Genomic DNA, 24,767 nt, shown 5'->3' with positions numbered 1-24,767 from the left:
GCTCAGGCCGCCTGGCGGCGCATGACAGGGACCCTGATGGGGCGTGAGCCCGGGCCGCCGACGTGCGAGAAGGGCTGGGTCCGCCAGTCGAGCCCCTGAGGGAGCGTCAACAGCAGTGCGGTGTCCTGCTCCTGGGGTTCCACGGACTCGTCCGCGGGGCGTGCGTCCGTGGCCCTGCGGCCGGTTCCGGCGCAGACGGTGAGTCCGAAGGGGTTCCACGGCGAGGCGCACATCGCGTGCTCCGGAAGGACCTCCTCGTCCGCCAGCAGGGCGATGGGCTGCGCGCAGTCCGGGCAGACGACCCGGAACATCTCGAACGTGTCGTAGGCGTCGAGTTCGTCGTCGAAGGCGTCGGGTTCGACACCCTCCGGCTCGGGCTCGACGACGAGCTGCTGCCGCTTGGGTGCGGTGCGACCAGGGCGCTTAAGACTCTGCATTGGGTTCTCCCCCTCGGACTGGGCCGTCACAGGCACTGCGGCCTCGGCCACAGCAAGCACTTCCCGTCCCCCCTGGGCGGTAATCACGAGAACATCACGGAGACTGTTCGAGGCCTGTGGCGTTCGTCACATGCCCTGCGCAGATGCCCTCCTGGGCTCCTCAGGTATCCGAGGAGATCAACCGCACTGTAGGTTCTTGCGCCATGGAGGAGCTGGACCGACAGATCGTGCAGCTGCTCGTCAAGGACGGGCGGATGAGCTACACCGACCTGGGCAAGGCCACGGGGTTGTCCACCTCGGCCGTGCACCAGCGGGTGCGGCGGCTGGAGCAGCGCGGTGTGATCCGCGGCTATGCGGCGGTCGTCGACCCCGAGGCGGTGGGGCTGCCCATGACCGCGTTCATCTCGGTGAAGCCGTTCGACCCCAGCGCGCCCGACGACATCGCCGACCGGCTGGCCGGCGTGCCCGAGATCGAGGCCTGCCACAGCGTCGCGGGAGACGAGAACTACATCCTCAAGGTGCGGGTGGCCACGCCGCACGAGCTGGAGGAGCTGCTGGCCCGGTTGCGGTCGCTGGCCGGGGTGTCCACGCGGACGACGGTGGTGCTGTCCACGCCGTACGAGGCGCGGCCGCCGCGGATCTGAACGCCGGTTTCCGGCGCGGGTCGTGCGGGGATGTTCGCGCAGCTCACCGCGCCCCTGATGCGGGCGTCGCCGCCGCCCCTGTGAGACTGTGCTCCATGAGTGAGTCCACCGCCCCGCCCAAGACCGTCCTTCTCCGCCGCGGAGAGGTCCACAGCCCCGCCGACCCCTTCGCCACCGCGATGGTCGTGGAGCGGGGACAGATCGCCTGGGTGGGGTCCGAAGGGGCCGCCGACGCCTTCGCGGACGGGGTCGACGAGGTGGTCGACCTGGACGGGGCGCTGATCACTCCGGCGTTCACCGATGCGCATGTGCACACGACTGCCACGGGCCTGGCCCTGACCGGGCTCGACCTCTCAGGCGCCCCCACGCTGGAGGCCGCCCTCGCCCTCGTCCGGGACTTCGCAGCCGCCCGGCCCGACGACCGGGTGCTCCTCGGGCACGGCTGGGACGCCGCCCGCTGGCCCGGAGGCAGGCCCCCGACGCGGGCCGAGCTCGACGAGGCCACCGGGCACCGGCCCCTCTACCTCAGCCGGATCGACGTCCACTCGGCGGTCGTGAGCACCGCCCTGCTCGACGCGGTCCCCGAGGTCACCCGTATGGATGGCCCCCTCACCGCCGACGCCCATCACGCCGTGCGGGCCGCAGCGTTCGCCGCCGTGACGCCCGGGCAGCGCGCCGAGGCGCAGCGCACCGCGCTCGCCCACGCCGTCTCGCTGGGGATCGGCACCCTCCACGAGTGCGCCGGGCCGGAGATCTCCTCCGAGGACGACTTCACCGGCCTGCTGCGCCTCGCCACGGCGGAACACGGACCGCGCGTCGTCGGCTACTGGGCCGAGCAGGACGTCGCCAAGGCTCGGGAGCTGGGCGCCGTGGGCGCCGCGGGGGACCTGTTCGTCGACGGCGCCCTCGGCTCGCACACGGCGTGTCTGCACCAGCCGTACGCCGACGCCGGGCAGACGGGCATCGCCTACCTGGACGCCGACGCGGTCGCGGCGCACGTCGTGGCGTGCACCGAGGCGGGCCTGCAAGCCGGTTTCCACGCCATCGGCGACGCGGCCGTGGACGCCGTGGTGGAGGGTGTGCGCGCCGCCGCCGAGAAGCTCGGGCTCGGCCGGATCCGGGCCGCCCGGCACCGCGTCGAGCACGCCGAGATGCTCACCCCGGAGAGCGTCGCCGCCTTCGCCGAACTCGGCCTCACCGCCTCCGTGCAGCCCGCCTTCGACGCCCTGTGGGGCGGCGAGGAGGGCATGTACGCCCAGCGGCTCGGGAAGGAGCGGGCGCGGGCTCTGAACCCCTTCGCGGCCCTGCTGCGCGCCGGTGTCCCGCTCGCCTTCGGCTCCGACAGCCCGGTCACCCCGCTCGACCCGTGGGGCACGGTCCGGGCCGCAGCCTTCCACCGCACGGCGGAACACCGCGTCTCCGTGCGCGCCGCCTTCACGGCGCACACGCGCGGCGGCTGGCGGGCCGTCGGACGGGACGACGCGGGCGTTCTGGTCCCGGGTGCCCCCGCCGACTACGCCGTCTGGCGCACCGGCGAACTCGTCGTCCAGGCCCCGGACGACCGCGTCGCCCGCTGGTCGACGGATCCCCGCTCCGGCACCCCGGGTCTGCCCGACCTGACTCCGGGCCGCGACCTGCCCGTCTGTCTGCGCACCGTGGTGGGCGGACGCACGGTCTTCGTACGGCCGGGCGAGTGATCTACGGGGGTGGCGCGCATGAAGTCGCGCGCCGCGCCCCCGGCACGCGACCTGCGCATCCTCGGCCCTGACCAGGGCTTTGCCGCTGAACGCGCAGCTCGAACGGCTGTTGACAGGCGGCCGCAGGAGGCCGGTAGGTTCGGCCGAGTCCACCACCGGACGCCCGACCGGGAACGTCCGAGCACTCGCCGCGGCGCCGCCGGGTCAGGGACGGTGTGCCGCACCGGGGCACCGCCACTGGGAGCCAGGCTCAGGCCGGCGCAGCGCCGAGGGAACGTTCCGGCCGGTCGGGGAGGTGCGACCCGGGTGGGGCCCGCGCGCTCAGTAGACAACGGCTTTAGGTCGATCCGCAGCCGGCGGATCCCAGGTCGGCCCGAAGGGCGCCGGGCCCCCATCCACCGGACACGCGCACAGGGAAGCGCGCTCCCACCCGCGTCTTGCGGATTCGACACCACGATTCGAACGTCCTGTCACGTCGGCGCAGGCCGGGCCCACTATGGTGGACCTCTGCGTATGGACATGAAGGGGCAGTAGTGAACGACGGCGACGGAACCCTCGCGGCAGAAGCCCAGGTGAGGAAGTTCGGCCCGCTCGGCACGGCCTTGGTGATCATCCCGACCTACAACGAGGCGGAGAACATCAAGAGCATCGTCGGCCGGGTACGCAAGGCCGTCCCCGAGGCGCACGTGCTCGTGGCCGACGACAACAGCCCGGACGGCACGGGCAAGCTGGCCGACGAGCTGACCGCCGAGGACGACCACGTCCACGTGCTGCACCGCAAGGGCAAGGAGGGCCTCGGAGCCGCCTACCTCGCGGGCTTCCACTGGGGCCTGGAGCGCGACTACGGCGTGCTGATCGAGATGGACGCCGACGGCTCCCACCAGCCCGAGGAACTGCCGCGTCTGCTCACCGCCCTCAAGAGCGCCGACCTGGTGCTGGGCTCGCGCTGGGTGCCGGGCGGCCGGGTGGTGAACTGGCCGAAGTCCCGCGAGGTGATCTCCCGGGGCGGCAGCCTCTACTCCCGGCTGGCGCTCGACCTGCCGCTGCGTGACATCACCGGCGGCTACCGTGCCTTCCGCCGCGAGACCCTACAGGGGCTCGGCCTCGACGAGGTGGCCTCCCAGGGGTACTGCTTCCAGGTCGATCTCGCCCGTCGCGCGGTCAAGGCCGGCTACCACGTGATCGAGGTACCCATCACGTTCGTCGAGCGCGAACTCGGCGACTCCAAGATGAGCCGCGACATCCTCGTCGAGGCGCTGTGGCGCGTCACGGCGTGGGGCGTGGGGGAGCGGGTCGGCAAGGTCACGGGGCGCGGCGGCAAGCCCTCGAAGCCGTAGCGGCGGACCGCTTCAGGCGCGGCCGTGCACAGAAACAGCTGATGGTGGCCTTATCCCGTGCTGAGCCGGGGCCAGGCACACTGGACGCATGACGACTGGCGCTCAGACCCCGCTGCCCCCTGCCCGGCCCAAGCGCTCCCGGCTGCGTACGTTCCTGCCGCTCGGCGTCGCCGCGTGGCTGGTGCTGGAGATCTGGCTGCTCACGCTGGTCGCGGGGGCGACCAGCGGGCTGGTGGTCTTCCTCGTCCTGCTGGCGGGTCTGGTGGCCGGCTCGGTCGTCATCAAGCGGGCCGGCCGGCGGGCCTTCCGCAAGCTCTCCGAGGCGCTGCAACAGCAGCAGAGCGGGATGATGCCGGAAGCGGCCCGGCCGGGCAGCGAGGGCAACGGCCTGATGATGCTGGGCGGTCTGCTCCTGATGATTCCCGGCCTGGCCTCGGACGCGGTGGGCCTGCTCCTGCTGCTGCCGCCGGTGCAGAAGGTGGTGAGCCGCTCGGCGGAGCGCACCTTCGAGCGCAAGCTCCGGGAAGCGCGCCCGGGCACCCTCGGCGGCGCCTTCCAGCAGGCCCGTATGCACCAGCCCGACGGCAAGGTCGTCCAGGGCGAGGTCATCAGGGACGAGCCGGGGGACACCCCGCAGCCGCCGCGCCCGCCGCTGACGCACTGAGCCGTCCCGGGCTCGCCCATCCGGCGAGCCTTCCGGCACGAGCCGCACCGGGGCCGTGGACATGCGGAAGACCGCGGGCGCCGTACTTCTCGTACGGCGCCCGCGGTCTTCTGATGCGCTGTTACTTCGGCCAGACCCTGTGAGGGACTATGCCGACTTGCGGCTGTCTCGGGGATGAACAGCGATGTTCATCGCACCGGAGCGCAGAACCGCCAGGCGCTCCTCGAGGACCTCTTCGAGTTCCTCACGGGTGCGCCGCTCCATCAGCATGTCCCAATGCGTACGCGCGGGCTTGCCCTTCTTTTCTTCAGGGACATCGCCGTCCACGAGGAGTGCCTGGGCCCCACAGACCTTGCACTCCCACTCCGGCGGGATCTCCGCCTCGACCGAGAAGGGCATCTCGAAGCGGTGCCCCTTCTCGCATGCGTACTCCACGGCCTGGCGCGGGGCCAGGTCGATGCCGCGGTCCGTCTCGTAGCTGGTCACCACGAGGCGCGTGCCGCGAAGAGCTCGCTCACTCATGAATCGTGCCTCCCGGGCTTGTCGCCCACAGGACAGGTGTCGCTGTCGTCGTCATCCGGTCAACGTCCGGTCGGCGGTAAAGATTCCCGTTCCGAGTCCCGTTCCGGGTCATGCGTCGCCGTCGTAGCCGCCCTTGTTGTACCCACCAGCGCCCGGTTTGTCACATCTGATAGCAGATATAACCCAGCGTTTCGGCATCTTTGACGCGCAGTAACGGTCCGCCTGGCAGGCCAAACGCGTACACTACAGCCCTTTCGCTCCGAGTGCTAAATCCTGTCAGGAACCGGATTCCCCGCTTCGCCGATCGCACGCCGCACCGGGACCCGCGCGAGCAGGGCGAAGCCGAGCACGAAGAAGACCACCAGCGAGATGATCGCGTCCCGGTAGCTCCCGGTCAGCTGGTAGGTGATCCCGAACAGCAGCGGCCCGAGCCAGCTCATCCCACGGTCGCTCATCTCGTACGCCGAGAAGTATTCGGCCTCCCTGCCCGGCGGGATCAGATGGGAGAACAGGGAGCGGGACAGCGCCTGGCTGCCGCCGAGGACCAGGCCGATCCCGGCGGCCAGGACGAAGAACCACACCGGCGCCCCGGCCGGCAGGAAGTACCCGGCCGCCAGCGTCACGGTCCATGCGACCAGCGAGCCGAGGATCGTGCGCTTGGCTCCGTACACCCGGGCCAGCCGGCCCATGGCCAGTGCGCCCGCCACCGCCAGCACCTGCACCAGCAGCACGGCGCCGATGAGGGTGGACTGTTCCAGGCCCAGCTCCTCGGAGCCGTAGACCGAGGCCTGGGAGATCACCGTCTGGATGCCGTCGTTGTAGACGAGGTAGGCGAGCAGGAAGGCGAGCGTCAGCGGGTGGCGGCGCATGTCGCGGACGGTCGCCGCGAGCTGCCGGAAGCCCGGGAGGGCCGCCTCGCGCCCGGCGGTCCTGCGGTCGCGCAGCCGCCGCAGCGGGATGACGGCGAACGCGCCCCACCACAGGCCGGCCGACGCCAGGCAGATGCGGACCGCCGCGCTCTCGGAGAGGCCGAAGCCCTCGTGCCCGGTATAGAGGATCAGGTTGGCGACGAGGACCAGCGAACCCGCCGCGTAACCGAAGGCCCAGCCGCGGGAGGAGACCGCGTCCCGCTCCTCGGGCGGGGCGATCTGCGGCAGGTAGGAGTTGTAGAGCATCATCGCCACGGACTGCGCGGCGTTCGCGACGACCAGGAGTGCACCGCCCAGCAGATAGCGGTCGCCGTCCAGGAAGAACATGGCCGCCGTGGCGGTGGCCCCGGTGTAGGCGGCGGCCGCGAGGAGGGGCTTCTTGCGGCCGGTGCGGTCGGCGGCGGCGCCCACCAGGGGCATCACCAGCACGGCCACGATCACCGACAGGGACACCGAGTACGCGAAGAAGGACCCGGCGCGCACCGGGATGCCGAGGGGGTGCACATACCCGTCGGCGTCGGCCGCCGACTTGGCGACCGACGTCAGATAGGGGCCCAGGAACACGGTGAGCACGCTCGTCGAGTAGACGGAACAGGCCCAGTCGTAGACGTACCAGCCGCGCTGCTCGCTCCTGCGCTCCGCGGCCCCGTCGGCCGGCGGTGTCCGCACGGTGTCGTTGCCCACCCGTGCCCCTCGCTTCCCCGTGAACGCGCAGAGGGGACGGGCCCGGGGTCTCAGACCCAGACGCCGCGGTCCTCCATGACCTTGCGCAACGTGTCGATGTGATCGGTCATGATGCCATCCACGCCCAGGTCGAGCAGCCGGTGCATGCCCTCGGGATCGTTGACCGTCCACACGTGCACCTGGAGCCCGCGTGCGTGGGCCGCGTGCAGGAAGCGCCGGTCCACGACCTGGATGCCGGACTGGATCTCGGGGACCTGGGCGGCTATCGCCGAGCGGCGCACCGCGGCCGGCAGCCCCCAGGAGCGCAGCCGCAGGGTGAGCACGCCCCGGGTGCCGTACGACGTGGCCAGGCGGGGGCCGGACAGCCGCTGGGCGCGCACCAGGCGGGCCTCGGAGAACGAGCCGAGGCAGATCCGGTCCCAGGAGTCCGTGCGTCCGACCAGGTCCAGGAAGGGCGACAGGGCGGCCTCCGCCTTGACGTCGACGTTCCAACGCACGTCGGGGAAGGTCTCCAGGAGCTCCTCGAAGAGGGGCAGTGGTTCCTCGCCCGCCACGCGCGCCTGGCGTACCTCCTGCCACGGCAGGTCGGCGATCCGGCCCGCGCCGTCCGTCACCCGGTCCAGGGTCGCGTCGTGGAAGGCGACGAGCTTGCCGTCCCGGGTGGTGTGGACGTCCGTCTCGATGTACCGGTATCCGGCCTCGACCGCGCACCGGAACTGCCGCACGGTGTTCTCCAGGCCGTCCGCGGCCCCGCCCCGGTGGGCGAAGGCGATCGGGCCGGGATGGTCGAGGTAGGGGTGGCGTATCCGCGGGGTCACGGACGCAGTATCGCCCCTCGGGGTTGACCGGTGGCAACGACCGTGCTGCCGCCGGATGCCGGGGGGACGGCGAACACGCGCAGGAACAGCTGGGCGAGCGGGCCGATCGAGACCGCGTACAGGAGGGTGCCGATGCCGACGGTGCCGCCCAGGGCGAAGCCCGTCGCCACGACCGCGAACTCGATGGCCGTGCGCACCAGGCGGATCGAGACCCCCGTGCGCTGGTGCAGGCCCGTCATGAGGCCGTCGCGCGGACCCGGGCCGAAGCGCGCCGCGATGTACAGGCCGGTCGCCGCGCCGTTCAGGACGATCCCCGTCACCATCAGCGTCACGCGCGGCAGCGGGCCGTGCGCGTCGGGTACCAGGGCCAGCGTCGCGTCCATCGCCATGCCGATGACCAGCACGTTGGAGACCGTGCCCAGGCCCGGCCGCTGGCGCAGCGGGATCCAGGTGAGCAGCACCGCCGCGCCCACGATCGTCAGTACCACGCCGATCGACAGCCCCGTCCGCTCGGCGAGGCCCTGGTGCAGCACGTTCCACGGCTCCAGCCCGAGCCCCGACCGGACGAGCAGTGCCGAACTGGCGCCGTACAGCGCGAGACCGGCGTAGAGCTGGACGAGCCGCCGGGCGAGATGCCCCCGCGTGGACATGATGTGCCCCCCTGTGGTGGTAGTGGACTGATGCATGTCACCATGTGGCTTGGATGCAGAAGCCATCCATGGCCAATCCGGGGAAGGTGGACTGATTTCGATGGCGGAGTGGACCTCGGCCGTGGGTGCGGCGCAGCTCGCCCGGCTTCTCAGCTCCCAGCAGGACCGCCCGGCGGGGCCCGGTTCGCGCCGGCCGCCGGCGTACCGTGCGCTCGCCGACGGCATCCGGCTGCTGGTGCTCGAGGGCCGGGTCCCGGTGGCGGCCCGGCTGCCCGCCGAACGCGAACTCGCCCTCTCCCTGTCCGTCAGCCGTACGACGGTGGCCGCCGCCTACGAGGCGCTGCGCGGCGAAGGATTCCTGGAGTCACGTCGGGGCGCGGGCAGTTGGACCGCAGTCCCGGCCGGGAACCCGCTGCCCGCGCGGGGGCTGGAGCCGCTTCCGCCGGAGGCCCTCGGCTCGCTGATCGACCTCGGGTGCGCCGCACTGCCCGCTCCCGAGCCCTGGCTCACCCGGGCCGTCCAGGGCGCGCTGGAGGAACTGCCGCCCTACGCGCACACGCACGGCGACTACCCCGCCGGACTCCCCGCCCTGCGGGCGATGATCGCCGAGCGGTACACCGCGCGCGGGATCCCGACCATGCCCGAGCAGATCATGGTGACGACCGGGGCGATGGGCGCGATCGACGCCATCTGTCATCTGTTCGCCGGGCGCGGCGAGCGCATCGCGGTCGAGTCGCCCTCCTACGCCAACATCCTCCAGCTGATGCGGGAGGCCGGGGCCCGGCTGGTACCCGTCGCGATGGCCGAGGGGCTCACCGGCTGGGACATGGACCGCTGGCGGCAGGTCCTGCGGGACGCCGCGCCCCGCATCGCGTATGTCGTCGCCGACTTCCACAACCCGACCGGGGCGCTCGCCGACGAGGACCAGCGGCGACGGCTGGTGGACGCGGCGCGGTCCGCGGGGACGGTGCTGATCGCCGACGAGACGATGAGCGAGCTGTGGCTGGATCCGGAGGTGCGGATGCCGCGGCCGGTGTGTGCCTTCGACCCGGCCGGCTCCACGGTGATCACGGTGGGGTCGGCGAGCAAGGCGTTCTGGGCCGGGATGCGGATCGGCTGGGTGCGGGCCGCGCCGGACGTGATCCGCAGCCTGGTCGCCGCCCGGGCGTACGCCGATCTCGGCACACCGGTCCTGGAGCAGCTGGCGGTGAACTGGCTGTTCGGGACCGGGGGCTGGGAGCAGGCCGTGGAGGTGCGGCGGGCGCAGGCGCGGGCGAACCGGGACGAGCTGGTGACCGCGGTGCGGCGGGAGCTGCCCGAGTGGGAGTTCGAGGTGCCCCAGGGCGGGTTGACGCTCTGGGTGCGCACCGGGGGTCTGTCCGGTTCGCGGCTGGCCGAGGCGGGGGAGCGCGTGGGGGTCCGGGTGCCGTCCGGGCCGCGGTTCGGGGTGGACGGGGCGTTCGAGGGGTATGTGCGGCTGCCGTTCACCGTCGGCGGGGCCGTGGCCGAGGAGGCGGCGGTGCGGCTGGCCGCGGCGGCGCGGCTGGTGGAGAGCGGCGCGGTGGGGAACGCGGAGGCACCGCGTACGTTCGTGGCCTGAGAGGAGACGGGGGGTGGCCGCCGGGGGGTGCGTGCCCGGCGGCGGCCTCAGGCCCGTGGCTACTTCTCCTTGGTCAGCACCGGTCCCGGGTTCTGCAGGGGCTCCTCGGCCAGAACGGGGGTCGCTTCCGGCTCTGATTCCGGCGCCTGCGGAGCCACCGGCACGGATTCCGGTTCCCTCTCCGCCGGTACCCGTTCCGGCTCGCCCTCCGACTGGTCCTGCTCCGGGATCGTCTCCCCGTCCGCAGGGGTCGTGCGCGGCGGGAGAAGGGCCAGGACCGCCTCGCACAGGGCGTCGGGCGTGGCGTCGTCGTAGGGGTTCGGGGTGGCGGGGACCTGGAGGCGGTGGACCGGGCCGCTGCCCAGCCGGGCGTAACCGCGGCCGGGTGGGAGCTCGTCGATCGGCGTCGTGTGCGGGGGTGCGCCCAGGACCGACTCGAGCTGCTCCGCCGTCGCGGGGCCCAGGACCACGCGGGCGCGGGTGTGCTGGCGTACCGGCTCGCTGAGGGCGTCGAGGCTGTCCAGCTGGTCGGCCACGACCACCGTCACGTTCGCCGGGCGGCCGTGCCGGAGGGGGACCTGGAGGAGGTACTGCGGGTCCTTGCGGCCGTCCGCCGTGGCCAGATGGGTGAAGGCCGTCGGGCGGTCGAGGAGGACCCACAGCGGGCGCTTGGTGTCCTCGGGCGGCGGGTCGCCCGCCTGGTGGGCCCGGTTGGCGGCGATGAGGCGGCGCTCCGTCTCGGTCGCCACCCACTCCAGACCGGCCGTGACCCCGGCCAGCCCGGCCTCCACGGCCAGGACGCCGTCCCGGCCGGTCAGGCAGGCGTACTCGCCGGTGCCCCCGCCGTCGACGATCACCACGTCGCCGTGGAGCAGGGCCTGCAGCGCGATGGACCGCAGCAGGGTGGAGGTGCCGCTGCCCGGCTGGCCGAGCGCCAGCAGGTGCGGCTCGGTGGAGCGCGGGCCCGTGCGCCATACGACCGGCGGCACGTCCCGCTGCTTCTCCCCGAGTGTGAGGGGGAGGGTGCGCTGGACCCGGGTGGGGTCGGTGAAGCCGAGGACCGTCTCGCCGGGGGTGGTGACGAAACGCTGGGCGGCGATGTCGACGGGCAGCGGCAGGAGCACGCCGACCGTCAACTGGTTGCCCTCCTCGTCCCACGTGAAGTGGTATTCGCGGCCCCGGCCCGACTTGGCCGCAAGAAGGTGCTCGACTCGGGCGCGGGCCTCGGCCTCGCCGTCGGTGAAGTACGCCGGGTAGCGGACCACCAGCTGCGAGATCCGGCCCCCGCCGTCGAAGGCGTAGGTGGGGAAGGCCTTGTCCCACGCGCCGCCGTGGGAGTACAGCGGCTCGGGGTCCTCGGCGGCGGAGAAGTGCGGCACGAGCGCCTCGTACAGCGACTTCAGCCGCTGGGTCTGCGACTCGTCGGGCCCGTCGGACGCCGCCGGAGAGCGGTCCCGGCCCTGCCAGGCCGCCGCCGCCATCAGGGTGATGGCGGCGAGCAGCGGTCCGTACGGCACCAGCGCCACGACCAGGATCACGGAGGCCACCAGGAACAGCAGCGCCCCCCGTCTCTCCTTGGGGGTCTCGGCCCATCTGCGCCGCCCGGCCGCTGCCAGCCGGCGCAGACCCCGCGTGATCGTGATCAGCGGGTGGAGGACGTCCGTGGCGCTGTCGGCGGCCGTCCGGGCCAGCTCCCGGCTCCGGGCGAGCTGTGCGCTGCCGTTGCTCAGAATGCGGGGGAGGGGGCGCCGGGCCACTACTGCCTCCAGTGAGTGCGTACGGGCGGGATACGTACGGCGGACGGGGTCGTCAGAACTTGATTCCGCCGAGGAGGCTCGCCAGGCTCTCGCCGCCCGCCTTGATGCTCGGAGCGATGGCCGTACTCGCCAGATAGAAGCCGAACAGCATGGCGACCACGGCATGCGACGCCTTCAGTCCGTCCTTGCGGAAGAAGATGAAGACGACGATGCCGAGCAGGACCACGCCTGAGATGGAGAGGATCATTTGAGTTCTCCTGGTTCGCGGGGACAGTCACCATGAGTACTTCCAGGCTCACAGGATGTATCCATACGATAAAAGGTGCAACTGGGTGAAATTCGGACTATTTCCCCCGTGCGGCGGAGTGGTCCCGGGTCCGGTGCAGCCGGGCTGTTGCGCTTGTCCGGGTCTGTGCTGATCTTTACCTCGGGCACATCGGGTCATGTGCCGCGCGAGCCAGTACCCTGGCGATTCACTCGTACGGCTGCGCCCCTTGCAGGCGTACGCACCGGAGGCGATGCGTAGTGGAGAGGCGGTCCGTCCGATGACCGAAGTCCCCGACCCCGAGGTCGTGGAGCTGGCGACCAAGATCTTCGATCTGGCCCGGCGGGGACAGACCGAGGCGCTCGTGGCGTACGTCGACGCGGGTGTTCCGGCCAACCTCACCAACGACCGGGGCGACTCGCTCGTGATGCTCGCCGCCTACCACGGCCACTCCGACGCGGTGCGCGCTCTGCTGGAGCGCGGTGCCGAGGCCGACCGGATCAACGACCGGGGCCAGACCCCGCTCGCCGGAGCGGTCTTCAAGGGCGAATCGGACGTGATCAAGGCTCTTCTGGAGGGCGGCGCCGACCCGTCCGCCGGCACGCCCTCGGCGGTCGACACCGCCCGGATGTTCGGCCGGACGGAATTGCTCGAACTGTTCGGCGAGCACTGAACCGACAGGTCTGACCAGCAAAGACACAGAAAACGGGGGAGGCGGTACAGGGCCGCCGAAATTTCGGTCGCGGCAGACGAGAGTGCCGAGTCATCATGACGACGTGGTTCACGGACGTGATGGTTGGGCAGGTGTTGCCGCACCGCGCGGGCCGTGACGCGGTCCGCAAGGGCCACCGACGAGAGGCAGAGGAAGATGGTCTACAGCAAGCAGGAAACGGCGGGCACTCCGACGTGTTGTCGCGCGGCCAGGTAGTACACGTCCCCGGTTGCGTCGACGCTTGATGTGAGGCTGTTTCCCATGTTCGATCCGGTCATAGCGCCCAGCGGTACGCTGCTCGGCCTGCTTCAGCGGGGCCGCGGCGACGGCACGCTGCACGCGCTCACCGCCCCGCGCCCCGAGGCGCTGGCGGCGCTGAACCACTGTGTGCTGCGCGATCCCCGCCACGACTGGCAGGTGGAGAACCGCTCCCTCTACTACGCCCGCCTCTTCCTCGACCTGGGCGGCGAGCTGGACGAGGTCGAGGCCCATCTCTTCTGCGCCGAGGACGTCCTCGACGGCGACGAGTCACGCACGGGGCTCGCCCTGGCCGTTCTCGGGCACCTCGCCTCCTACGGCAGGCGGGACGCGCTCGAGCTGCTGCGCAGGTACGCCGCCCACGGCTCCAACTGGGCCTGGGCCCTCGACGAGCTGGCCCTCAGGGACGACGACGCGGGACTGCGCGCCCTCGCCGCACCCGTCCTCGCCCGGTTCCCCGCGGACCCGGAGGGCGATGCCGAGCTGGCCGCCACCGTCCGGGACGCCTTCGAGCCCCGGCCCTGGCGGCTGTGGGCCGAGGATCCGCGCGAATCCGTCGCCGCACGCGTGCGTGCCGCCCACGAGACGGGCTGTTTCGACCGCTGGCAGCGGCAGATGCGACCGTCCGGCCCCCGCCCGGGCTGGAGCGTGCAAGCCGTCTTCGAATGGGCCCAGCAGGGCATCGATCGGGGTGCCGCCCTCCATGTGCCGGCCGCCCGCTGCCTGACCGCCGTGGCGGGCCCCGAGGACCGGGCCGAGATCGTCCGGGCGGCGCGGGACGGCACCGACGGAGCCCGCTGCACGGCCCTCAGGTACCTCGCCGACGGCAACGATCCCGAGGCCCTCGATCTGATCGAGGGCGCCGTGGCCACCGGTTCGACGCTCGTCGTGGACGCCGCCGTCGACGCCTTCGAGCGGATGCGCTCGCTGGCCGCGGTGGACCGGGCGCGCCGCTGGGCCCGGCGGCCCGACGCGCTCGGCGCCGCCGCCGGCCGCGTCCTCGCCTGCCGGGGCGGAGTCCAGGACCGCGACCTGGTCCTCGCGGCGCTACGGGAGGCCGTACGGGGCGAAGGCCCCGATGCACCGACCCTCTGGACCCTCGTGGACGGCACCGGACGGCTCGGCATCGCCTGCGCCGCTCCCGTGCTGCGCCACGTCTACCGCGAGACCGCCTCCTCCCATCTGCGCGGCCGGGCCGCCCGGGCCCTCGCCGCCACCGACCCCTCCTTCGCCACCGGCTTCGCCGTCGAGTGCCTGTGGGACTGCGAGGAGACCACCCGGGAGATCGCCGCCCGGCACGCCGAGACGGGAGACGCCCGCGTCGTCGAGCGCCTGCGCCGGCTCGCCGCCGACCCGGCCGAGGAGGCCGAGGTGCAGACGGCCGTACGCAGCCGGATCGGTCCCGGGGAGACCGCTGTGTGACCCCCAGCCCGAGGGGACGCGGGGGCGGATTCACGCCTCCAGGGTGAACGTGGGGTGACCCGCGGGTCAGGAGGGCATGGCCACCCCCTGACCTGCGCGGGTGCACCTCAGAACGCTCATAGGACGTTCCTCGGCCGGACAGATCCACGTTGACGCGGCCACGTCCGGCCCGGCGACAACACCGGTATGCGTGTCGTCATCGTGACCGAATCCTTTCCCCCCGACGTGAACGGCGTGGCCCACTGCGCGTTCCAGACCGCCCGGCACCTCGTCGAGCGCGGTCACGCCCCCGTCGTCGTCGCCCCGGCCCCGGCGCCCGGGCACAAGCCCGACGCCTTCGCGCCGTGCCCCGTCGTCCACGTCCCCTCCCTCCCGCTCCCCGGCTACCCCCAGGTCCGCGTCGCCCTCCCCAGCCGCCGCCTGGCCGCCACCCTCGTCGAGCACCGTGCCGACGTGGTCCATCTCGCCAGCCCCTTCGTCCTCGGCGTACGCGGCATGGCCGCCGCCGCCCGCCTCGGCATCCCCACCGTCGCCGTCTACCAGACCGATCTGGCCGGCTACGCCCGCACCTACATGGGCGCCGGAGAGGCCGCCGCCTGGCGGCGCATCCGCTCCGTCCACGGCGCCGCCGACCTCACCCTCGCCCCGTCCAGCGCCGCCCTGGACGACCTGGCGACCCACGGAGTGCCCCGGGTCGAGCTGTGGCCGCGCGGCGTGGACACCGAGCGCTTCCGGACCGACCGGCGCGACGAGGCCCTGCGCCGCGAACTCGCCCCGAACGGCGAGCTGATCGTCGGCTACGTCGGCCGGCTCGCCCCCGAGAAGCAGGTCGAACTCCTCGCCGGTGTCTGCGGCCTGGAGGGCGTCCGGGTCGTGATCGTCGGCGACGGCCCCAGCCGGCCCGGCCTGGAACAGGCCCTGCCCGGCGCCGTCTTCCTCGGCCGGCGCACCGGTGACGACCTCGCCCGGGTCTTCGCCTCGTTCGACGTCTTCGCGCACACGGGCCCCTTCGAGACCTTCTGCCAGACGGTCCAGGAGGCCATGGCCAGCGGCCTGCCGGTGGTGGCGCCCGCCGCGGGCGGACCGCTGGACCTGGTCGCCCACGGGCACACCGGGCTGCTCGTGCCGCCGCGTGACGCGACCGCGGTCCGGGACGCGGTGCGGTCCCTGGCCGCCGATCCCGGGCTGCGGGCCGCCTTCGGCGCCGCCGGACGCGCCACGGTCGAGGGCCGCACCTGGGCGGCCGTCGGCGACCGGCTGATCGGGCACTACACGAAGGTGCTCGCCGGGCGCAGGACGGCGGTGGCGGCATGAGCGACGTCCGTCGCGGCAGCGACCGCCAAGCGCTGCGGATCGTCCGGCTCGCCAACTTCGTCGCCCCCTCCTCCGGCGGACTGCGCACCGCGCTGCGCGAACTCGGCAAGGGCTTCAGGGCCGCGGGGCACGAACCCGTCCTCGTGATCCCCGGCGAGCGCATGAGCGACCACGAGACCGAGCAGGGGAGGGTGATCACCCTCCCCGGGCCGCTGCTGCCCGGCACCGGCGGATACCGCGTCCTCGCCGACAAGCGTCGGGTGGCCCGGCTCCTGGAGGAGCTCGGGCCGGACCGGCTGGAGGTGTCCGACCGCACGACCCTGAGGTGGACCGGCAGGTGGGCGCGGCGCGCCCGGGTCCCGTCCGTGATGGTCTCCCACGAGACGGCCGACGGGGTGCTGCGCACCTGGGGCGTGCCCGAGGGAGCCGCCCGGCGCGCCGCCGACGCCCTCAACGTCCGTACGGCCCACACCTACTCGCGCGTGGTGTGCACCACCGAGTTCGCCGAGCGCGAGTTCGTGCGGATCGGCGCCCGCAACGTCGTCCGGGCGCCGCTCGGCGTCGACCTGGTGCAGCGGCACCCGGCGCTGCGCGACCCGCAGGTACGGGCCCGGCACGCGCGCGAGGGCGAGACGCTGCTCGTGATGTGCTCGCGGCTGTCCGTGGAGAAGCGGCCCGGCACGGCGCTGGACGCCCTGGAGGCGTTGCGGCGGCGCGGGCGGCGGGCCGTGCTGGTGGTGGCCGGAGACGGTCCGCTGCGCTCCCGGCTCGAACAGCGGGCGCGCGAGAGCGGCCTGCCGGTGACCTTCCTCGGGCACGTTTCCGACCGGGGACTGCTCGGCGCGCTCCAGGCGTCCGCCGACGTGGCCCTGGCGCCGGGGCCCGCCGAGACCTTCGGGCTCGCCGCGCTGGAGGCCATGGCCTGCGGCACGCCCGTGGTGGCGAGCGCGTCGTCCGCGCTGCCGGAGGTGATCGGCTCCGCCGGGGCCGTCGCCGCGGACCACGGGGAGGCCTTCGCGGACGCCGTGGACCAGCTGCTGGAACGCCTGGAGGCGGACCGGCGCGAGGGGGCACGCGCGCGTGCGGAGTGCTTCGGCTGGGACGCGGCGGTCGACGCGTTTCTCGCCGCGCACGACGCGGCCGTCCCGGTGCGTCCGGCCCGGCCGTTCGTGCCCGGGGGCGTGGCATGAGACCCCCGCGGGTCGAGGGGCCCCCGCGGTACGAGGGATCCTCGCGGTTCCGGCGGCCGCTGCGGTTCGTGGCCCTCGGTGACTCGCTCACCGAGGGCGTGGGGGACCCCGTCGGTGACGGGGTGTGGCGTGGCTGGGCCGCGCTGCTCGCGGACGGGCTCGCCGAGGAGCCGGTCGGGTTCACCAACCTGGCGGTGAGCGGCTCACAGACCCGGGACGTGCTGGAGCGGCAGCTGCCCGCCGCGCTGGCGCTGCGGCCCGGCCTCGTGTCCGTCGTCGTCGGCGTCAACGACACCCTGCGCTGCACCTTCGACATCCGGGCCGTGGCCGCCCGGCTCGACCAGGTGTACGCGGCCTGCACCGAACCGGGGGCGGTCCTGCTCACCGCGTGCCTGCCCGACCCGGGCAGGATGCTCGGCCTTCCGGGGGCCCTCGCCAACCCACTCGCCCGGCGGCAACGGGCCGTGAACACGGTGGTGCACGCCCTGTCCGAGCGGTACGACGCGCTGCACCTGCACGCGTGCGAGGGCGAGTGGACCACCGACCGTGCCCTGTGGAGCGCGGACCGGCTGCACCCCTCAGAACGCGGACACCGGCAACTCGCCCTGCGCTTCCACACGCTGCTCGCCGAGCGCGGCCTCGCCACGGGGCCCGCGCCCTCGCCCGAGCCCGAGTTCCCCGCCCCGACGACCTCGGCGAGCCTGCGGTGGCTGGCCACGGCCGGCACCGGCTGGGTGGCGCGCCGCTGCACCGACCTGCTGCCCCAGCTTCTGACCCTGGCCGCCGACGAACTCCGGCACCGCGCCCGGGGCACGAGCGCCCGGCTCGACCTGAGGGCCTCGGCCGCGGTGTCCGCCGCGCTCGGCGCCCTGCCGGTGCCGGAACAGGCGGACGCGGCCTAGGGTCGATCGTCCGGGTCACCTGCGACCGCGGGGCCTAGCGGCGGCGTACGGCAAGGAAGCGAACCGGTGTGCCCGGGACCGCCTGGGCCGCGGCCGGGAGGTCGGCGGCGCGGACCACGGCGATCACCGGGTAGCCCCCGGTGGTCGGGTGGTCGGCGAGGAAGACCACCGGCCTGCCGTCCGGCGGGACCTGCACGGCACCCAGCACCATGCCCTCACTGGCGAGTTCGCCCGGCCGGGCCCGCTCCAGGGCGGGTCCCTCCGTGCGCAGCCCGATGCGGTTGCTCGCGGAGGACACCCGGTAGGCACGGGAGCGGAAGGTGTCCACGGCCTCCGGCGTGAACCAGCCGTCGCGCGGGCCGAGGGTCACCCGCAGCACCAGCTCGGCCGGTGGCGCCGGCTGCGGGGCGACATCCACACGCGCGTGCACGCCCGACGGCCGTCCCAGGGGCAGCACCGTGCCGACCGTCAGAGGGGCCGGGCCGAGCCCCGACAGCAGGTCCGTCGACCGGCTGCCGAGCACCGCCTCGACCGCGATGCCTCCGGAGACCCCCAGGTAGGCGCGTACGCCCGACTCGGCGGGTCCGACGTCCAGCAGTGCCCCCGCGGGCACGCGCACCGGCGCGCCCCAGGCGACGGGACGTCCGTCCACCGTCACCCGGCAGGGCGCGCCCGCCACCGCCACCGTGACGGCCGAACGGGGGCGTACGGCACAGCCGTCGAGGGTCGTCTCCAGCACGGCCGCCGCGGGCGGATTGCCGACGAGCCGGTTGACGAGGTCCGCGGCGGGCCGGTCCAGCGCTCCGGAGCGGGGTACGCCGAGATGGGCGTGTCCGGGGCGGCCCGCGTCCTGCACGGTGGTGAGGGCACCGGCCCGGACGACGGCGAGGGCGCGGTCCGTCATGACTTCGCCTCGGGGACGAACCGCACGCGCGTGCCCGGCGACAGCAGCGCGGCCGGCACGCGCGCGTGGTCCCACAGCACGGCGTCCGTCGTGCCGATCAGCTGCCAGCCGCCCGGTGACGAGCGCGGATACACGCCCGTGTACGGGCCCGCCAGGGCGACCGACCCCGCCGGGACGGCCGTGCGCGGAGTGGCCCGGCGCGGGACGTCGTAGCGCGCCGGCAGGCCGGTGAGGTAGCCGAATCCGGGTGCGAAGCCGCAGAAGGCGACCCGGAACTCGGTATCGCCGTGGATGCGGGCGACCTCCTTCTGCGGCACGCCCCAGTGGGCGGCGACGTCGGCCAGGTCCGGGCCGTCGTACCGCACCGGGATCTCCACGATGTCACGCGCGCGTGGGGGAGCGGGCGGCAGCTCGGCGGCGGTCAGTTCGGCGGCCAGCCGGGCCGGGGCGTCGAGGCCGTCGAGGAGGACCGTGCGGGCCGCGGGCACGATCTCGCGGGCCGCGAGGGAGCCTTCCGCGCGGCGCCGCAGCAACTCCGCGTGCAGGGCCTGGGCCTCGTCGCCCGAGGAGACCTCGACGAGCAGGGCGTCCTCGCCGACGGACAGCACCTTCATGCGAAGGCCTCCACCCGGACCCCGCAGGCCGCCAGGCGCTCGCGGACCCGGCGGGCCAGGTCCACCGCGCCCGGGGTGTCGCCGTGCAGGCACAGCGACCGCGCGCGTACCTCGATGCGCATCCCCGTGTGGGAGACGACCTCACCGGACCGGGCCAGGCCCAGTGAGCGCTCCACGACGGCGTCCGGGTCGGTGACCACGGCGCCCTCCAGGGTGCGCGGCACCAGGGTGCCCGCGTCGGTGTACGCCCGGTCCGCGAACGCCTCGGTGACGACCGGCAGTCCGGCCTTCCCCGCCAGCTCCAGCAGGCGTGAGCCGGGCAGTCCGAGGACGGGCAGCGCGGTGTCCGCGAGGAGCACGCCGTCGACGACCGCGGCGGCCTGCTCCTCGTCGCGCACGACCCGGTTGTAGAGCGCGCCGTGCGGTTTGACGTAGGCGACGCGGGCACCGGCCGCCCGGGCGAAGACCTCCAGGGCGCCGATCTGGTAGGCCACTTCGGCCGCCAGCTCGGCGGACGGCACGTCCATCGCGCGCCGTCCGAACCCGGCCAGGTCCCGGTAGGACACCTGGGCGCCGATCCGGACGCCGCGCTCGGCCGCCAGCTCGCACACCCGGCGCATCGTGACCGCGTCCCCGGCGTGGAAACCGCAGGCCACGTTGGCGCTGGTGACGACGGACAGCAGCTGTTCGTCGTCGGTGAGCCGCCAGCGGCCGAATCCCTCGCCGAGGTCGGCGTTCAGGTCGATCGAGGTCATGTGCCGTGTCTCCTGTCAGGCCACGCGGTACTGCTCGTCGCGGGCGTCGGTGAGGAACATCTGCCCCGGGGCGTGCGTGAGGGCGAACGGCGGACGCGAGGCCATCACGGCCGCCTGCGGGGTCACTCCACAGGCCCAGAACACCGGGATGTCGTCCGGTTCGGCGTCCACCGGGTCCCCGAAGTCGGGGAGGCCGAGGTCGTCGATGCCGAGGCCCGAGGGATGGCCGCAGTGCACGGGACTGCCGTGCACCGCCGGCATGAGGCTGCTCTCCCGGATCGCCGCCGCCAGCTGCCGGGGCGGCACCGGCCGCATGGACACCACGAGGGGCCCGTGCAGCCGCCCCGCCGGACGGCATTGCCGACTCGTCACGTACATCGGGACGTTGCGGCCCTGCTCGACGTGGCGGATCGGAACACCCGCCTCGCCGAGCGCCCACTCGAAGGTGAAGCTGCACCCGATGAGGAACGACACCAGGTCGTCCCGCCAGTGGGCCCGCACGTCCGTCGGTTCGTCCACCAGCTCGCCGTCCCGCCAGACCCGGTAGCGCGGCAGGTCGGTGCGCAGGTCCGCGCCCTCGGCCAGCACGGTCGTCCAGGAGCCGGCGTCCGTGACGTCGAGGACCGGGCAGGGCTTGGGATTGCGCTGGCAGAACAGCAGCATGTCGTAGGCCCAGTCGGCCGGCACCGAGATCAGGTTGACCTGGGTGTGGCCCGCCGCGACCCCGGCCGTGGGGCCCGTCAGGCCCTCCCGGAAGCGGGAGCGGGCCGTTCCGGGGCTCCACGCGTGCGCGTCCTCGTCGACGAGGACCACCGGACGGTCCTCGGTGCCGGTGCCCGTGCGGTTCACGCGAGTTCCTTTCCGCGCGTCTCCGGCAGCCCGAGCAGGGCCAGGGAGCGCGCCGCCGACGCCCCAGCTGTCGGCCAGGAACCCGACCATCGTGGGGAACACGGCACCCACCGCGCGCCCGGTGTTGTACGTGAAGCCCTGCCCCGTCCCGCGCACCGCCGTCGGGTACAGCTCGCTCAGGTAGGACCCGAAGCCGCTGAAGATCGCCGACATGCAGAACCCGAGCGGGAAACCGAGTACCAGGAGCAGGGTGTTGGCGCCGCTCGGGATGTTCGCGTACGCCAGGATGCAGAGCGCGGAGAGCAGGGCGAAGAGCCAGATGTTGCGCCGCCTGCCCAGCTTGTCGGTGAGGTAGCCGCCGGTCAGATAGCCGATGAAGGCGCCCGATATGAGGAACGTCAGATAGCCGCCGGTGCCGACGACCGACAGGTCGCGCTCGGACTTCAGATACGTCGGCACCCAGGTGGCCAGGGTGTAGTAGCCGCCCTGGACGCCGGTGGAGAGCAGTCCCGCGAAGAGGGTGATCCGCAGCAGGCCGGGCTTGAAGATCGCCGCGAACGAGCCCTTCTCCGCGCTCTGTTCACGTGCCGCGGCCGCCTCGGGGGCGTCGTGCACACTGCGCCGCAGCCAGATGACGAGCAGCGCGGGCAGCGCCCCGGTCCAGAACATGATCCGCCAGGCCAGGTCGTCGCCGGCCACCGAGAAGACCAGGGTGTAGACGATCACGGCGAGGCCCCAGCCCACGGCCCAGGAGCTCTGGATCGCGCCGAGCGTGCGCCCGCGGTTCTTGGCGCTCGCGTACTCGGCGACCAGGATCGCGCCGACGGCCCACTCGCCGCCGAAACCGAGCCCCTGGAGCGCGCGGAAGACCAGCAGCGTCTCGTAGTTGGGCGCGAAACCGCAGGCGACGGTGAACACCGCGTACGTGATCACCGTGACCATCAGTGCCTTCACCCGGCCGACGCGGTCCGCGAGCACGCCCGCCAGGGCGCCGCCGACCGCGGAGACGACCAGCGTGACCGTGGTGAAGAGACCGGTCTGGCCGCTGTTCAGGCCGAAGTAGGCGGACAGCGCGACCATGCTCAGCGGCAGCGTGAAGTAGTCGTAGGAGTCCAGGGCATAGCCGCCGAAGGCACCCGTGAAGGCGCGGCGGCCACGCGGGCCCAGGGCGCGCAGCCAGCCGAACGCCCCGTCGTCCGAGGTGCGTTCGGTGGTCGCGGGGCGTGGGTCGTCGATCTGGGCCTGCGGTGGAGGGGTCGTGCTCATGGGCACCTCGCAGAGGGAGGACGGAGGGTGCTTCGGGGTGAGCCGTGCCGTACGGAGGCGTTCGGCGCCGCGGTGGGGAAAGCGGTGGGGAAAGCGGCCCCGCCGCCGCGACGCTGTGCGTAGCACCGTAGAGGATTGTTCAACGATCCCTCAATACCCATGTTGGTTCGTTCTTGGGATCTGCGATTGAATTCCGGCATGGCAGAGCAGCTGAAGGACCTCGCCGACGACCGGGCCCTCCTCGGGCGCACCAGCACCGCGGAGCGGGTCTCGGACATCCTCAGGAGCCGGATCGCCGAGGGCTACTTCCCGCCCGGCACGCGCCTGTCGGAGGACAGCATCGGCGGCGCGCTCGGCGTCTCCCGCAACACGCTGCGCGAGGCGTTCCGGCTGCTCACGCACGAGCGTCTGCTCGTCCACGAGCTGAACCGGGGCGTCTTCGTCCGGGTCCTGACCGTGGAGGACGTCGAGGACATCTACCGCACCCGGCGGCTCGTCGAGTGCGCCGTGGTCCGCGGTCTCGGTGAGCCGCCCTACGGCCTGGACGGGCTCGCCGGAGCGGTCGAGGAGGGGCGGACCGCGGCCCGGGAGGGTGACTGGAAGGCGGTGGGTACCGCGAACATCCACTTTCACCGGGAGCTGGTCGCTCTCGCCGCGAGCGAGCGCACCGCCGAGCTGATGCGGAGCGTTTTCGCCGAACTGCGGCTGGCGTTCCATGTGGTGGACGAGCCGCAGCGGCTGCACGAGCCGTACATCGCGCGAAATGTCGCGATTCTTGAGGCTCTTCAGGGTGGGGACCGCGAGAAGGCCGAGGGCCTGCTCGCCGGATACCTCGACGACTCGCTGGAGCGCGTGGTCGAGGTGTACCGGCGGCGGGTGGGCGAGGACGGCTGAGGGCGCCTTAGGGCGGCGGCTCAAGGGGTCGGCGAGGGGGGCGGCTCCGGAGGTCGGCGAGGGCGGCCGAGGCCGACGGCCCAGGGGGCGTACCGCGTCGTTTGGGTTGTTGTCAGACCCAGGACCTAGTCTGTGCACCGTGACTTCGCCTGCATCGACGGACAGCGTTCCGCCCCAGCTCAGCGCGGGGCCGCGCCCCGCCCCGGGGCCGGCCGCCGACGAGGGCCTGGCGCGGCGCCTGCGCGCGCTCGCCTGCACCGCGCCGTTGCACGACCTGGACGCGCGCAAGGCGAACCTGGCCGGCGCGTACTCGGTGTACGGCATGGCGGAGGTCGCCCTCGCGGCGATCGACCTGGTCACCCTCAACATGGACTTCGACACGGGCGCGGACCACGACCAGATCGTCGCCCGGCTCATCCCGCGCATCGCCGCCCAGGCCCCGCAGCGCCCCACCGCCGAGCACGAGCGGGTGGCCCGCTGGGTCCTGGAGAACCTGATCAACGTCGGCAGCGTCGACCGCGGCTTCCGCGCCGTGTACGGCACGTTCGGGGCGGACGGCACCTACGTGCGCCGGGACTACGACTTCAAGCTGATCGAGGAGGTCCCCGGCCCCGGCGGCACGGTCTACCTCCGTACGACGGACGAGGCGGTCAACGTCCTCGTCGGCGCCCTCGACACGGACGTCACCAGCGCGCAGATCGCCGCAGAGGTCAAGCTGGAGGTGCTGATCAGCCGCGGCCGGCTCGCCGACGCCCAGCTCGCGGCCGAACAGGCCCGCTACCGGACCGTGCAGTACTCGGAGACCCTGCGCCGCGCCCTGGACGCCACCCGGCGCAACGTGCGTGCGGTGGACTGGCTCTCCACCGTGCCCGACATGATCGCCGAGGCGCTGGAGCACGTCGCCGACCGCTACCGCCACGAGAACGCGATCCTCACCAACATCCGCAAGGCGCGGGACGAGTCCGAGGACCCGGAGCACAAGCGCCGCGCCGCCGAGCTCGTCGACATCGTCAAGGACTGCATCCGCCGGCACACGCAGTTGCAGTCCCGGCTGCTGGAGGCCGGACCGCTGTTCCGTGCCGAGCAGGACAGGCAGGCCTTCGCCACACCGATGACGACGTCGGGCATAGACCTCTACGGGCATCTCGTCTCACCCGTGCTCCCGCTGCCTCTGGAGCAGGCCGTCCGCGTCACCGACGCCTTCTTCGGCCGCGGCACCGGGCTGCGCACGCCGGTGTCCGTCCGGGTCGGCGACCTGGTCGACATACTGCTGACGCCGCCGGTGGAGCGGGAGCACCTGGGTGCGGAGATGCCCGAGCCGGACCTGATCGCCACGCCGGACGACAGCCGGTTCAGCGAGGAGCAGATGGCGGCGGCGCAGGAGCTGCTCGACCTGCCGGCGGACGCGCCGCGCCGGTTGTCGGGGCTGCTGGCGCAGGCCCGGAGGCAGGACCCCGAGCTGCCGTACCTGGTCGCCCTGCTGGCGGTGCACGCCGCCAGCCCGCCGGTCGGCACGGCCTATCGCCAGGGCGAGCAGAAGCTGCTGTTCGCCGTGGACGACGGGACAGAACTCGACGACCCGGAGTTCGGCGGGGCCGACCTGATCGTCGGCACCGCACTGCTGGACGCGGCGGGGATGGCGGCGGACCGGACGGAAGCAGCATGAGTCAGTACGAGTGGCAC

At 73.2% G+C, this 24,767-nt stretch carries 23 protein-coding genes and 1 pseudogene; 12 read left to right on the top strand and 12 right to left on the bottom strand.

All coding sequences use genetic code 11. The annotated features are described in order from the left end of the window. Positions 1 to 2 precede the first annotated feature (2 nt). Positions 3 to 437: a hypothetical protein gene (locus IE153_RS09560; RefSeq protein ID WP_031108160.1), complete on the bottom strand. Its 435-nt coding sequence runs from the start codon at positions 435 to 437 to the stop codon at positions 3 to 5. Between the two features lie 203 nt (positions 438 to 640). On the opposite strand from IE153_RS09560, the gene IE153_RS09555 reads away from it, so the two are divergent. The 4 genes from IE153_RS09555 (at position 641) to fxsA (ending at position 4,779) form a co-directional block, all read left to right on the top strand. Then, positions 641 to 1,081, top strand: coding sequence for an Lrp/AsnC family transcriptional regulator (locus IE153_RS09555; protein WP_004002750.1), 441 nt, complete (start codon positions 641 to 643; stop codon positions 1,079 to 1,081). Positions 1,082 to 1,176: 95 nt separating this feature from the next. Further along, entirely contained in the window at positions 1,177 to 2,778 is a 1,602-nt protein-coding gene (locus tag IE153_RS09550) for an amidohydrolase (RefSeq protein ID WP_189589331.1), read from the top strand. Between the two features lie 533 nt (positions 2,779 to 3,311). Next, positions 3,312 to 4,115: a polyprenol monophosphomannose synthase gene (locus IE153_RS09545; RefSeq protein ID WP_189589330.1), complete on the top strand. Its 804-nt coding sequence runs from the start codon at positions 3,312 to 3,314 to the stop codon at positions 4,113 to 4,115. Positions 4,116 to 4,203: 88 nt separating this feature from the next. Then, positions 4,204 to 4,779, top strand: a complete 576-nt coding sequence (gene fxsA, locus IE153_RS09540) for an FxsA family membrane protein (protein WP_189589329.1) — start codon at positions 4,204 to 4,206, stop codon at positions 4,777 to 4,779. Positions 4,780 to 4,926: 147 nt separating this feature from the next. Here fxsA and IE153_RS09535 read toward each other — a convergent pair whose 3' ends face one another. The 4 genes from IE153_RS09535 to yczE form a co-directional block, all read right to left on the bottom strand. Further along, positions 4,927 to 5,301, bottom strand: coding sequence for an RNA polymerase-binding protein RbpA (locus tag IE153_RS09535; protein WP_030247095.1), 375 nt, complete (start codon positions 5,299 to 5,301; stop codon positions 4,927 to 4,929). Positions 5,302 to 5,567: 266 nt separating this feature from the next. Continuing rightward, positions 5,568 to 6,914: an MFS transporter gene (locus IE153_RS09530; protein WP_189589328.1), complete on the bottom strand. Its 1,347-nt coding sequence runs from the start codon at positions 6,912 to 6,914 to the stop codon at positions 5,568 to 5,570. Between the two features lie 50 nt (positions 6,915 to 6,964). Continuing rightward, positions 6,965 to 7,732, bottom strand: coding sequence for a glycerophosphodiester phosphodiesterase family protein (locus IE153_RS09525; RefSeq protein ID WP_189589327.1), 768 nt, complete (start codon positions 7,730 to 7,732; stop codon positions 6,965 to 6,967). Further along, complete coding sequence (gene yczE / locus IE153_RS09520) at positions 7,729 to 8,382, bottom strand: membrane protein YczE (RefSeq protein ID WP_189589326.1); 654 nt, start codon at positions 8,380 to 8,382, stop codon at positions 7,729 to 7,731. The genes IE153_RS09525 and yczE overlap by 4 nt, the downstream gene beginning before the upstream one ends. 100 nt (positions 8,383 to 8,482) lie before the next feature. On the opposite strand from yczE, the gene IE153_RS09515 reads away from it, so the two are divergent. Beyond that, complete coding sequence (locus IE153_RS09515) at positions 8,483 to 9,982, top strand: SCO1417 family PLP biosynthesis transcription factor (RefSeq protein ID WP_189589325.1); 1,500 nt, start codon at positions 8,483 to 8,485, stop codon at positions 9,980 to 9,982. A gap of 59 nt (positions 9,983 to 10,041) precedes the next feature. Here IE153_RS09515 and IE153_RS09510 read toward each other — a convergent pair whose 3' ends face one another. Continuing rightward, complete coding sequence (locus IE153_RS09510; RefSeq protein ID WP_189589324.1) at positions 10,042 to 11,739, bottom strand: hypothetical protein; 1,698 nt, start codon at positions 11,737 to 11,739, stop codon at positions 10,042 to 10,044. 52 nt (positions 11,740 to 11,791) lie between these two features. Continuing rightward, positions 11,792 to 11,986: a hypothetical protein gene (locus tag IE153_RS09505; RefSeq protein ID WP_030843336.1), complete on the bottom strand. Its 195-nt coding sequence runs from the start codon at positions 11,984 to 11,986 to the stop codon at positions 11,792 to 11,794. A 298-nt stretch (positions 11,987 to 12,284) separates the two neighbouring features. On the opposite strand from IE153_RS09505, the gene IE153_RS09500 reads away from it, so the two are divergent. From IE153_RS09500 to IE153_RS09480, 5 genes are all read left to right on the top strand, one after another. Further along, entirely contained in the window at positions 12,285 to 12,677 is a 393-nt protein-coding gene (locus IE153_RS09500; protein ID WP_062925708.1) for an ankyrin repeat domain-containing protein, read from the top strand. A gap of 300 nt (positions 12,678 to 12,977) precedes the next feature. Continuing rightward, the gene (locus IE153_RS09495) at positions 12,978 to 14,396 is read left to right on the top strand and encodes a HEAT repeat domain-containing protein (protein WP_189589323.1); all 1,419 of its coding nucleotides are present in this window, start codon (positions 12,978 to 12,980) and stop codon (positions 14,394 to 14,396) included. A gap of 186 nt (positions 14,397 to 14,582) precedes the next feature. Beyond that, complete coding sequence (locus tag IE153_RS09490; protein WP_189589322.1) at positions 14,583 to 15,710, top strand: glycosyltransferase family 4 protein; 1,128 nt, start codon at positions 14,583 to 14,585, stop codon at positions 15,708 to 15,710. Beyond that, complete coding sequence (locus tag IE153_RS09485; protein WP_189589321.1) at positions 15,707 to 16,900, top strand: glycosyltransferase; 1,194 nt, start codon at positions 15,707 to 15,709, stop codon at positions 16,898 to 16,900. Before IE153_RS09490 ends, IE153_RS09485 begins: the two co-directional genes overlap by 4 nt. After that, a complete protein-coding gene (locus tag IE153_RS09480; RefSeq protein ID WP_189589320.1) occupies positions 16,897 to 17,802 on the top strand; it encodes an SGNH/GDSL hydrolase family protein in 906 nt (301 codons plus the stop codon). Before IE153_RS09485 ends, IE153_RS09480 begins: the two co-directional genes overlap by 4 nt. A 34-nt stretch (positions 17,803 to 17,836) precedes the next feature. Here IE153_RS09480 and IE153_RS09475 read toward each other — a convergent pair whose 3' ends face one another. The 5 genes and pseudogenes from IE153_RS09475 to IE153_RS09455 form a co-directional block, all read right to left on the bottom strand. Beyond that, positions 17,837 to 18,706: a 5-oxoprolinase subunit C family protein gene (locus IE153_RS09475; protein ID WP_189589319.1), complete on the bottom strand. Its 870-nt coding sequence runs from the start codon at positions 18,704 to 18,706 to the stop codon at positions 17,837 to 17,839. Further along, entirely contained in the window at positions 18,703 to 19,320 is a 618-nt protein-coding gene (gene pxpB, locus IE153_RS09470) for a 5-oxoprolinase subunit PxpB (RefSeq protein WP_189589318.1), read from the bottom strand. The genes IE153_RS09475 and pxpB overlap by 4 nt, the downstream gene beginning before the upstream one ends. Continuing rightward, complete coding sequence (locus IE153_RS09465; RefSeq protein ID WP_189589317.1) at positions 19,317 to 20,075, bottom strand: LamB/YcsF family protein; 759 nt, start codon at positions 20,073 to 20,075, stop codon at positions 19,317 to 19,319. Before IE153_RS09465 ends, pxpB begins: the two co-directional genes overlap by 4 nt. Before the next feature lie 15 nt (positions 20,076 to 20,090). Next, positions 20,091 to 20,924: a putative hydro-lyase gene (locus IE153_RS09460; protein ID WP_189589316.1), complete on the bottom strand. Its 834-nt coding sequence runs from the start codon at positions 20,922 to 20,924 to the stop codon at positions 20,091 to 20,093. Next, positions 20,921 to 22,190: pseudogene (locus IE153_RS09455) on the bottom strand (MFS transporter). The gene IE153_RS09460 and the pseudogene IE153_RS09455 overlap by 4 nt, the downstream one beginning before the upstream one ends. Positions 22,191 to 22,388: 198 nt before the next feature. Between IE153_RS09455 and IE153_RS09450 the strand changes: the two are divergent. Together IE153_RS09450 and IE153_RS09445 are read left to right on the top strand one after the other, a co-directional pair. After that, positions 22,389 to 23,084: a GntR family transcriptional regulator gene (locus tag IE153_RS09450; protein ID WP_189589315.1), complete on the top strand. Its 696-nt coding sequence runs from the start codon at positions 22,389 to 22,391 to the stop codon at positions 23,082 to 23,084. Between the two features lie 139 nt (positions 23,085 to 23,223). Further along, positions 23,224 to 24,750, top strand: a complete 1,527-nt coding sequence (locus IE153_RS09445; RefSeq protein WP_189589314.1) for a hypothetical protein — start codon at positions 23,224 to 23,226, stop codon at positions 24,748 to 24,750. The last annotated feature ends 17 nt before the right edge of the window (positions 24,751 to 24,767 follow it).

Source organism: Streptomyces massasporeus (genome assembly GCF_014648995.1).
GTDB classification, from domain to species: Bacteria; Actinomycetota; Actinomycetes; order Streptomycetales; family Streptomycetaceae; genus Streptomyces; species Streptomyces massasporeus.
This window is presented reverse-complemented; position numbering and strand designations above follow the sequence as displayed.

What these genes read in the sequence shown, in the direction of transcription:
- IE153_RS09560 (WP_031108160.1), bottom strand. Translation starts at nt 437, where the DNA reads ATGCAGAGTCTTAAGCGCCCTGGTCGCACCGCACCCAAGCGGCAGCAG.
- IE153_RS09555 (WP_004002750.1), top strand. Translation starts at nt 641, where the DNA reads ATGGAGGAGCTGGACCGACAGATCGTGCAGCTGCTCGTCAAGGACGGG.
- IE153_RS09550 (WP_189589331.1), top strand. Translation starts at nt 1,177, where the DNA reads ATGAGTGAGTCCACCGCCCCGCCCAAGACCGTCCTTCTCCGCCGCGGA.
- fxsA (WP_189589329.1), top strand. Translation starts at nt 4,204, where the DNA reads ATGACGACTGGCGCTCAGACCCCGCTGCCCCCTGCCCGGCCCAAGCGC.
- IE153_RS09535 (WP_030247095.1), bottom strand. Translation starts at nt 5,301, where the DNA reads ATGAGTGAGCGAGCTCTTCGCGGCACGCGCCTCGTGGTGACCAGCTAC.
- yczE (WP_189589326.1), bottom strand. Translation starts at nt 8,382, where the DNA reads ATGTCCACGCGGGGGCATCTCGCCCGGCGGCTCGTCCAGCTCTACGCC.
- IE153_RS09515 (WP_189589325.1), top strand. Translation starts at nt 8,483, where the DNA reads ATGGCGGAGTGGACCTCGGCCGTGGGTGCGGCGCAGCTCGCCCGGCTT.
- IE153_RS09505 (WP_030843336.1), bottom strand. Translation starts at nt 11,986, where the DNA reads ATGATCCTCTCCATCTCAGGCGTGGTCCTGCTCGGCATCGTCGTCTTC.
- IE153_RS09500 (WP_062925708.1), top strand. Translation starts at nt 12,285, where the DNA reads ATGACCGAAGTCCCCGACCCCGAGGTCGTGGAGCTGGCGACCAAGATC.
- IE153_RS09495 (WP_189589323.1), top strand. Translation starts at nt 12,978, where the DNA reads ATGTTCGATCCGGTCATAGCGCCCAGCGGTACGCTGCTCGGCCTGCTT.
- IE153_RS09490 (WP_189589322.1), top strand. Translation starts at nt 14,583, where the DNA reads ATGCGTGTCGTCATCGTGACCGAATCCTTTCCCCCCGACGTGAACGGC.
- IE153_RS09485 (WP_189589321.1), top strand. Translation starts at nt 15,707, where the DNA reads ATGAGCGACGTCCGTCGCGGCAGCGACCGCCAAGCGCTGCGGATCGTC.
- IE153_RS09480 (WP_189589320.1), top strand. Translation starts at nt 16,897, where the DNA reads ATGAGACCCCCGCGGGTCGAGGGGCCCCCGCGGTACGAGGGATCCTCG.
- IE153_RS09475 (WP_189589319.1), bottom strand. Translation starts at nt 18,706, where the DNA reads ATGACGGACCGCGCCCTCGCCGTCGTCCGGGCCGGTGCCCTCACCACC.
- pxpB (WP_189589318.1), bottom strand. Translation starts at nt 19,320, where the DNA reads ATGAAGGTGCTGTCCGTCGGCGAGGACGCCCTGCTCGTCGAGGTCTCC.
- IE153_RS09465 (WP_189589317.1), bottom strand. Translation starts at nt 20,075, where the DNA reads ATGACCTCGATCGACCTGAACGCCGACCTCGGCGAGGGATTCGGCCGC.
- IE153_RS09450 (WP_189589315.1), top strand. Translation starts at nt 22,389, where the DNA reads ATGGCAGAGCAGCTGAAGGACCTCGCCGACGACCGGGCCCTCCTCGGG.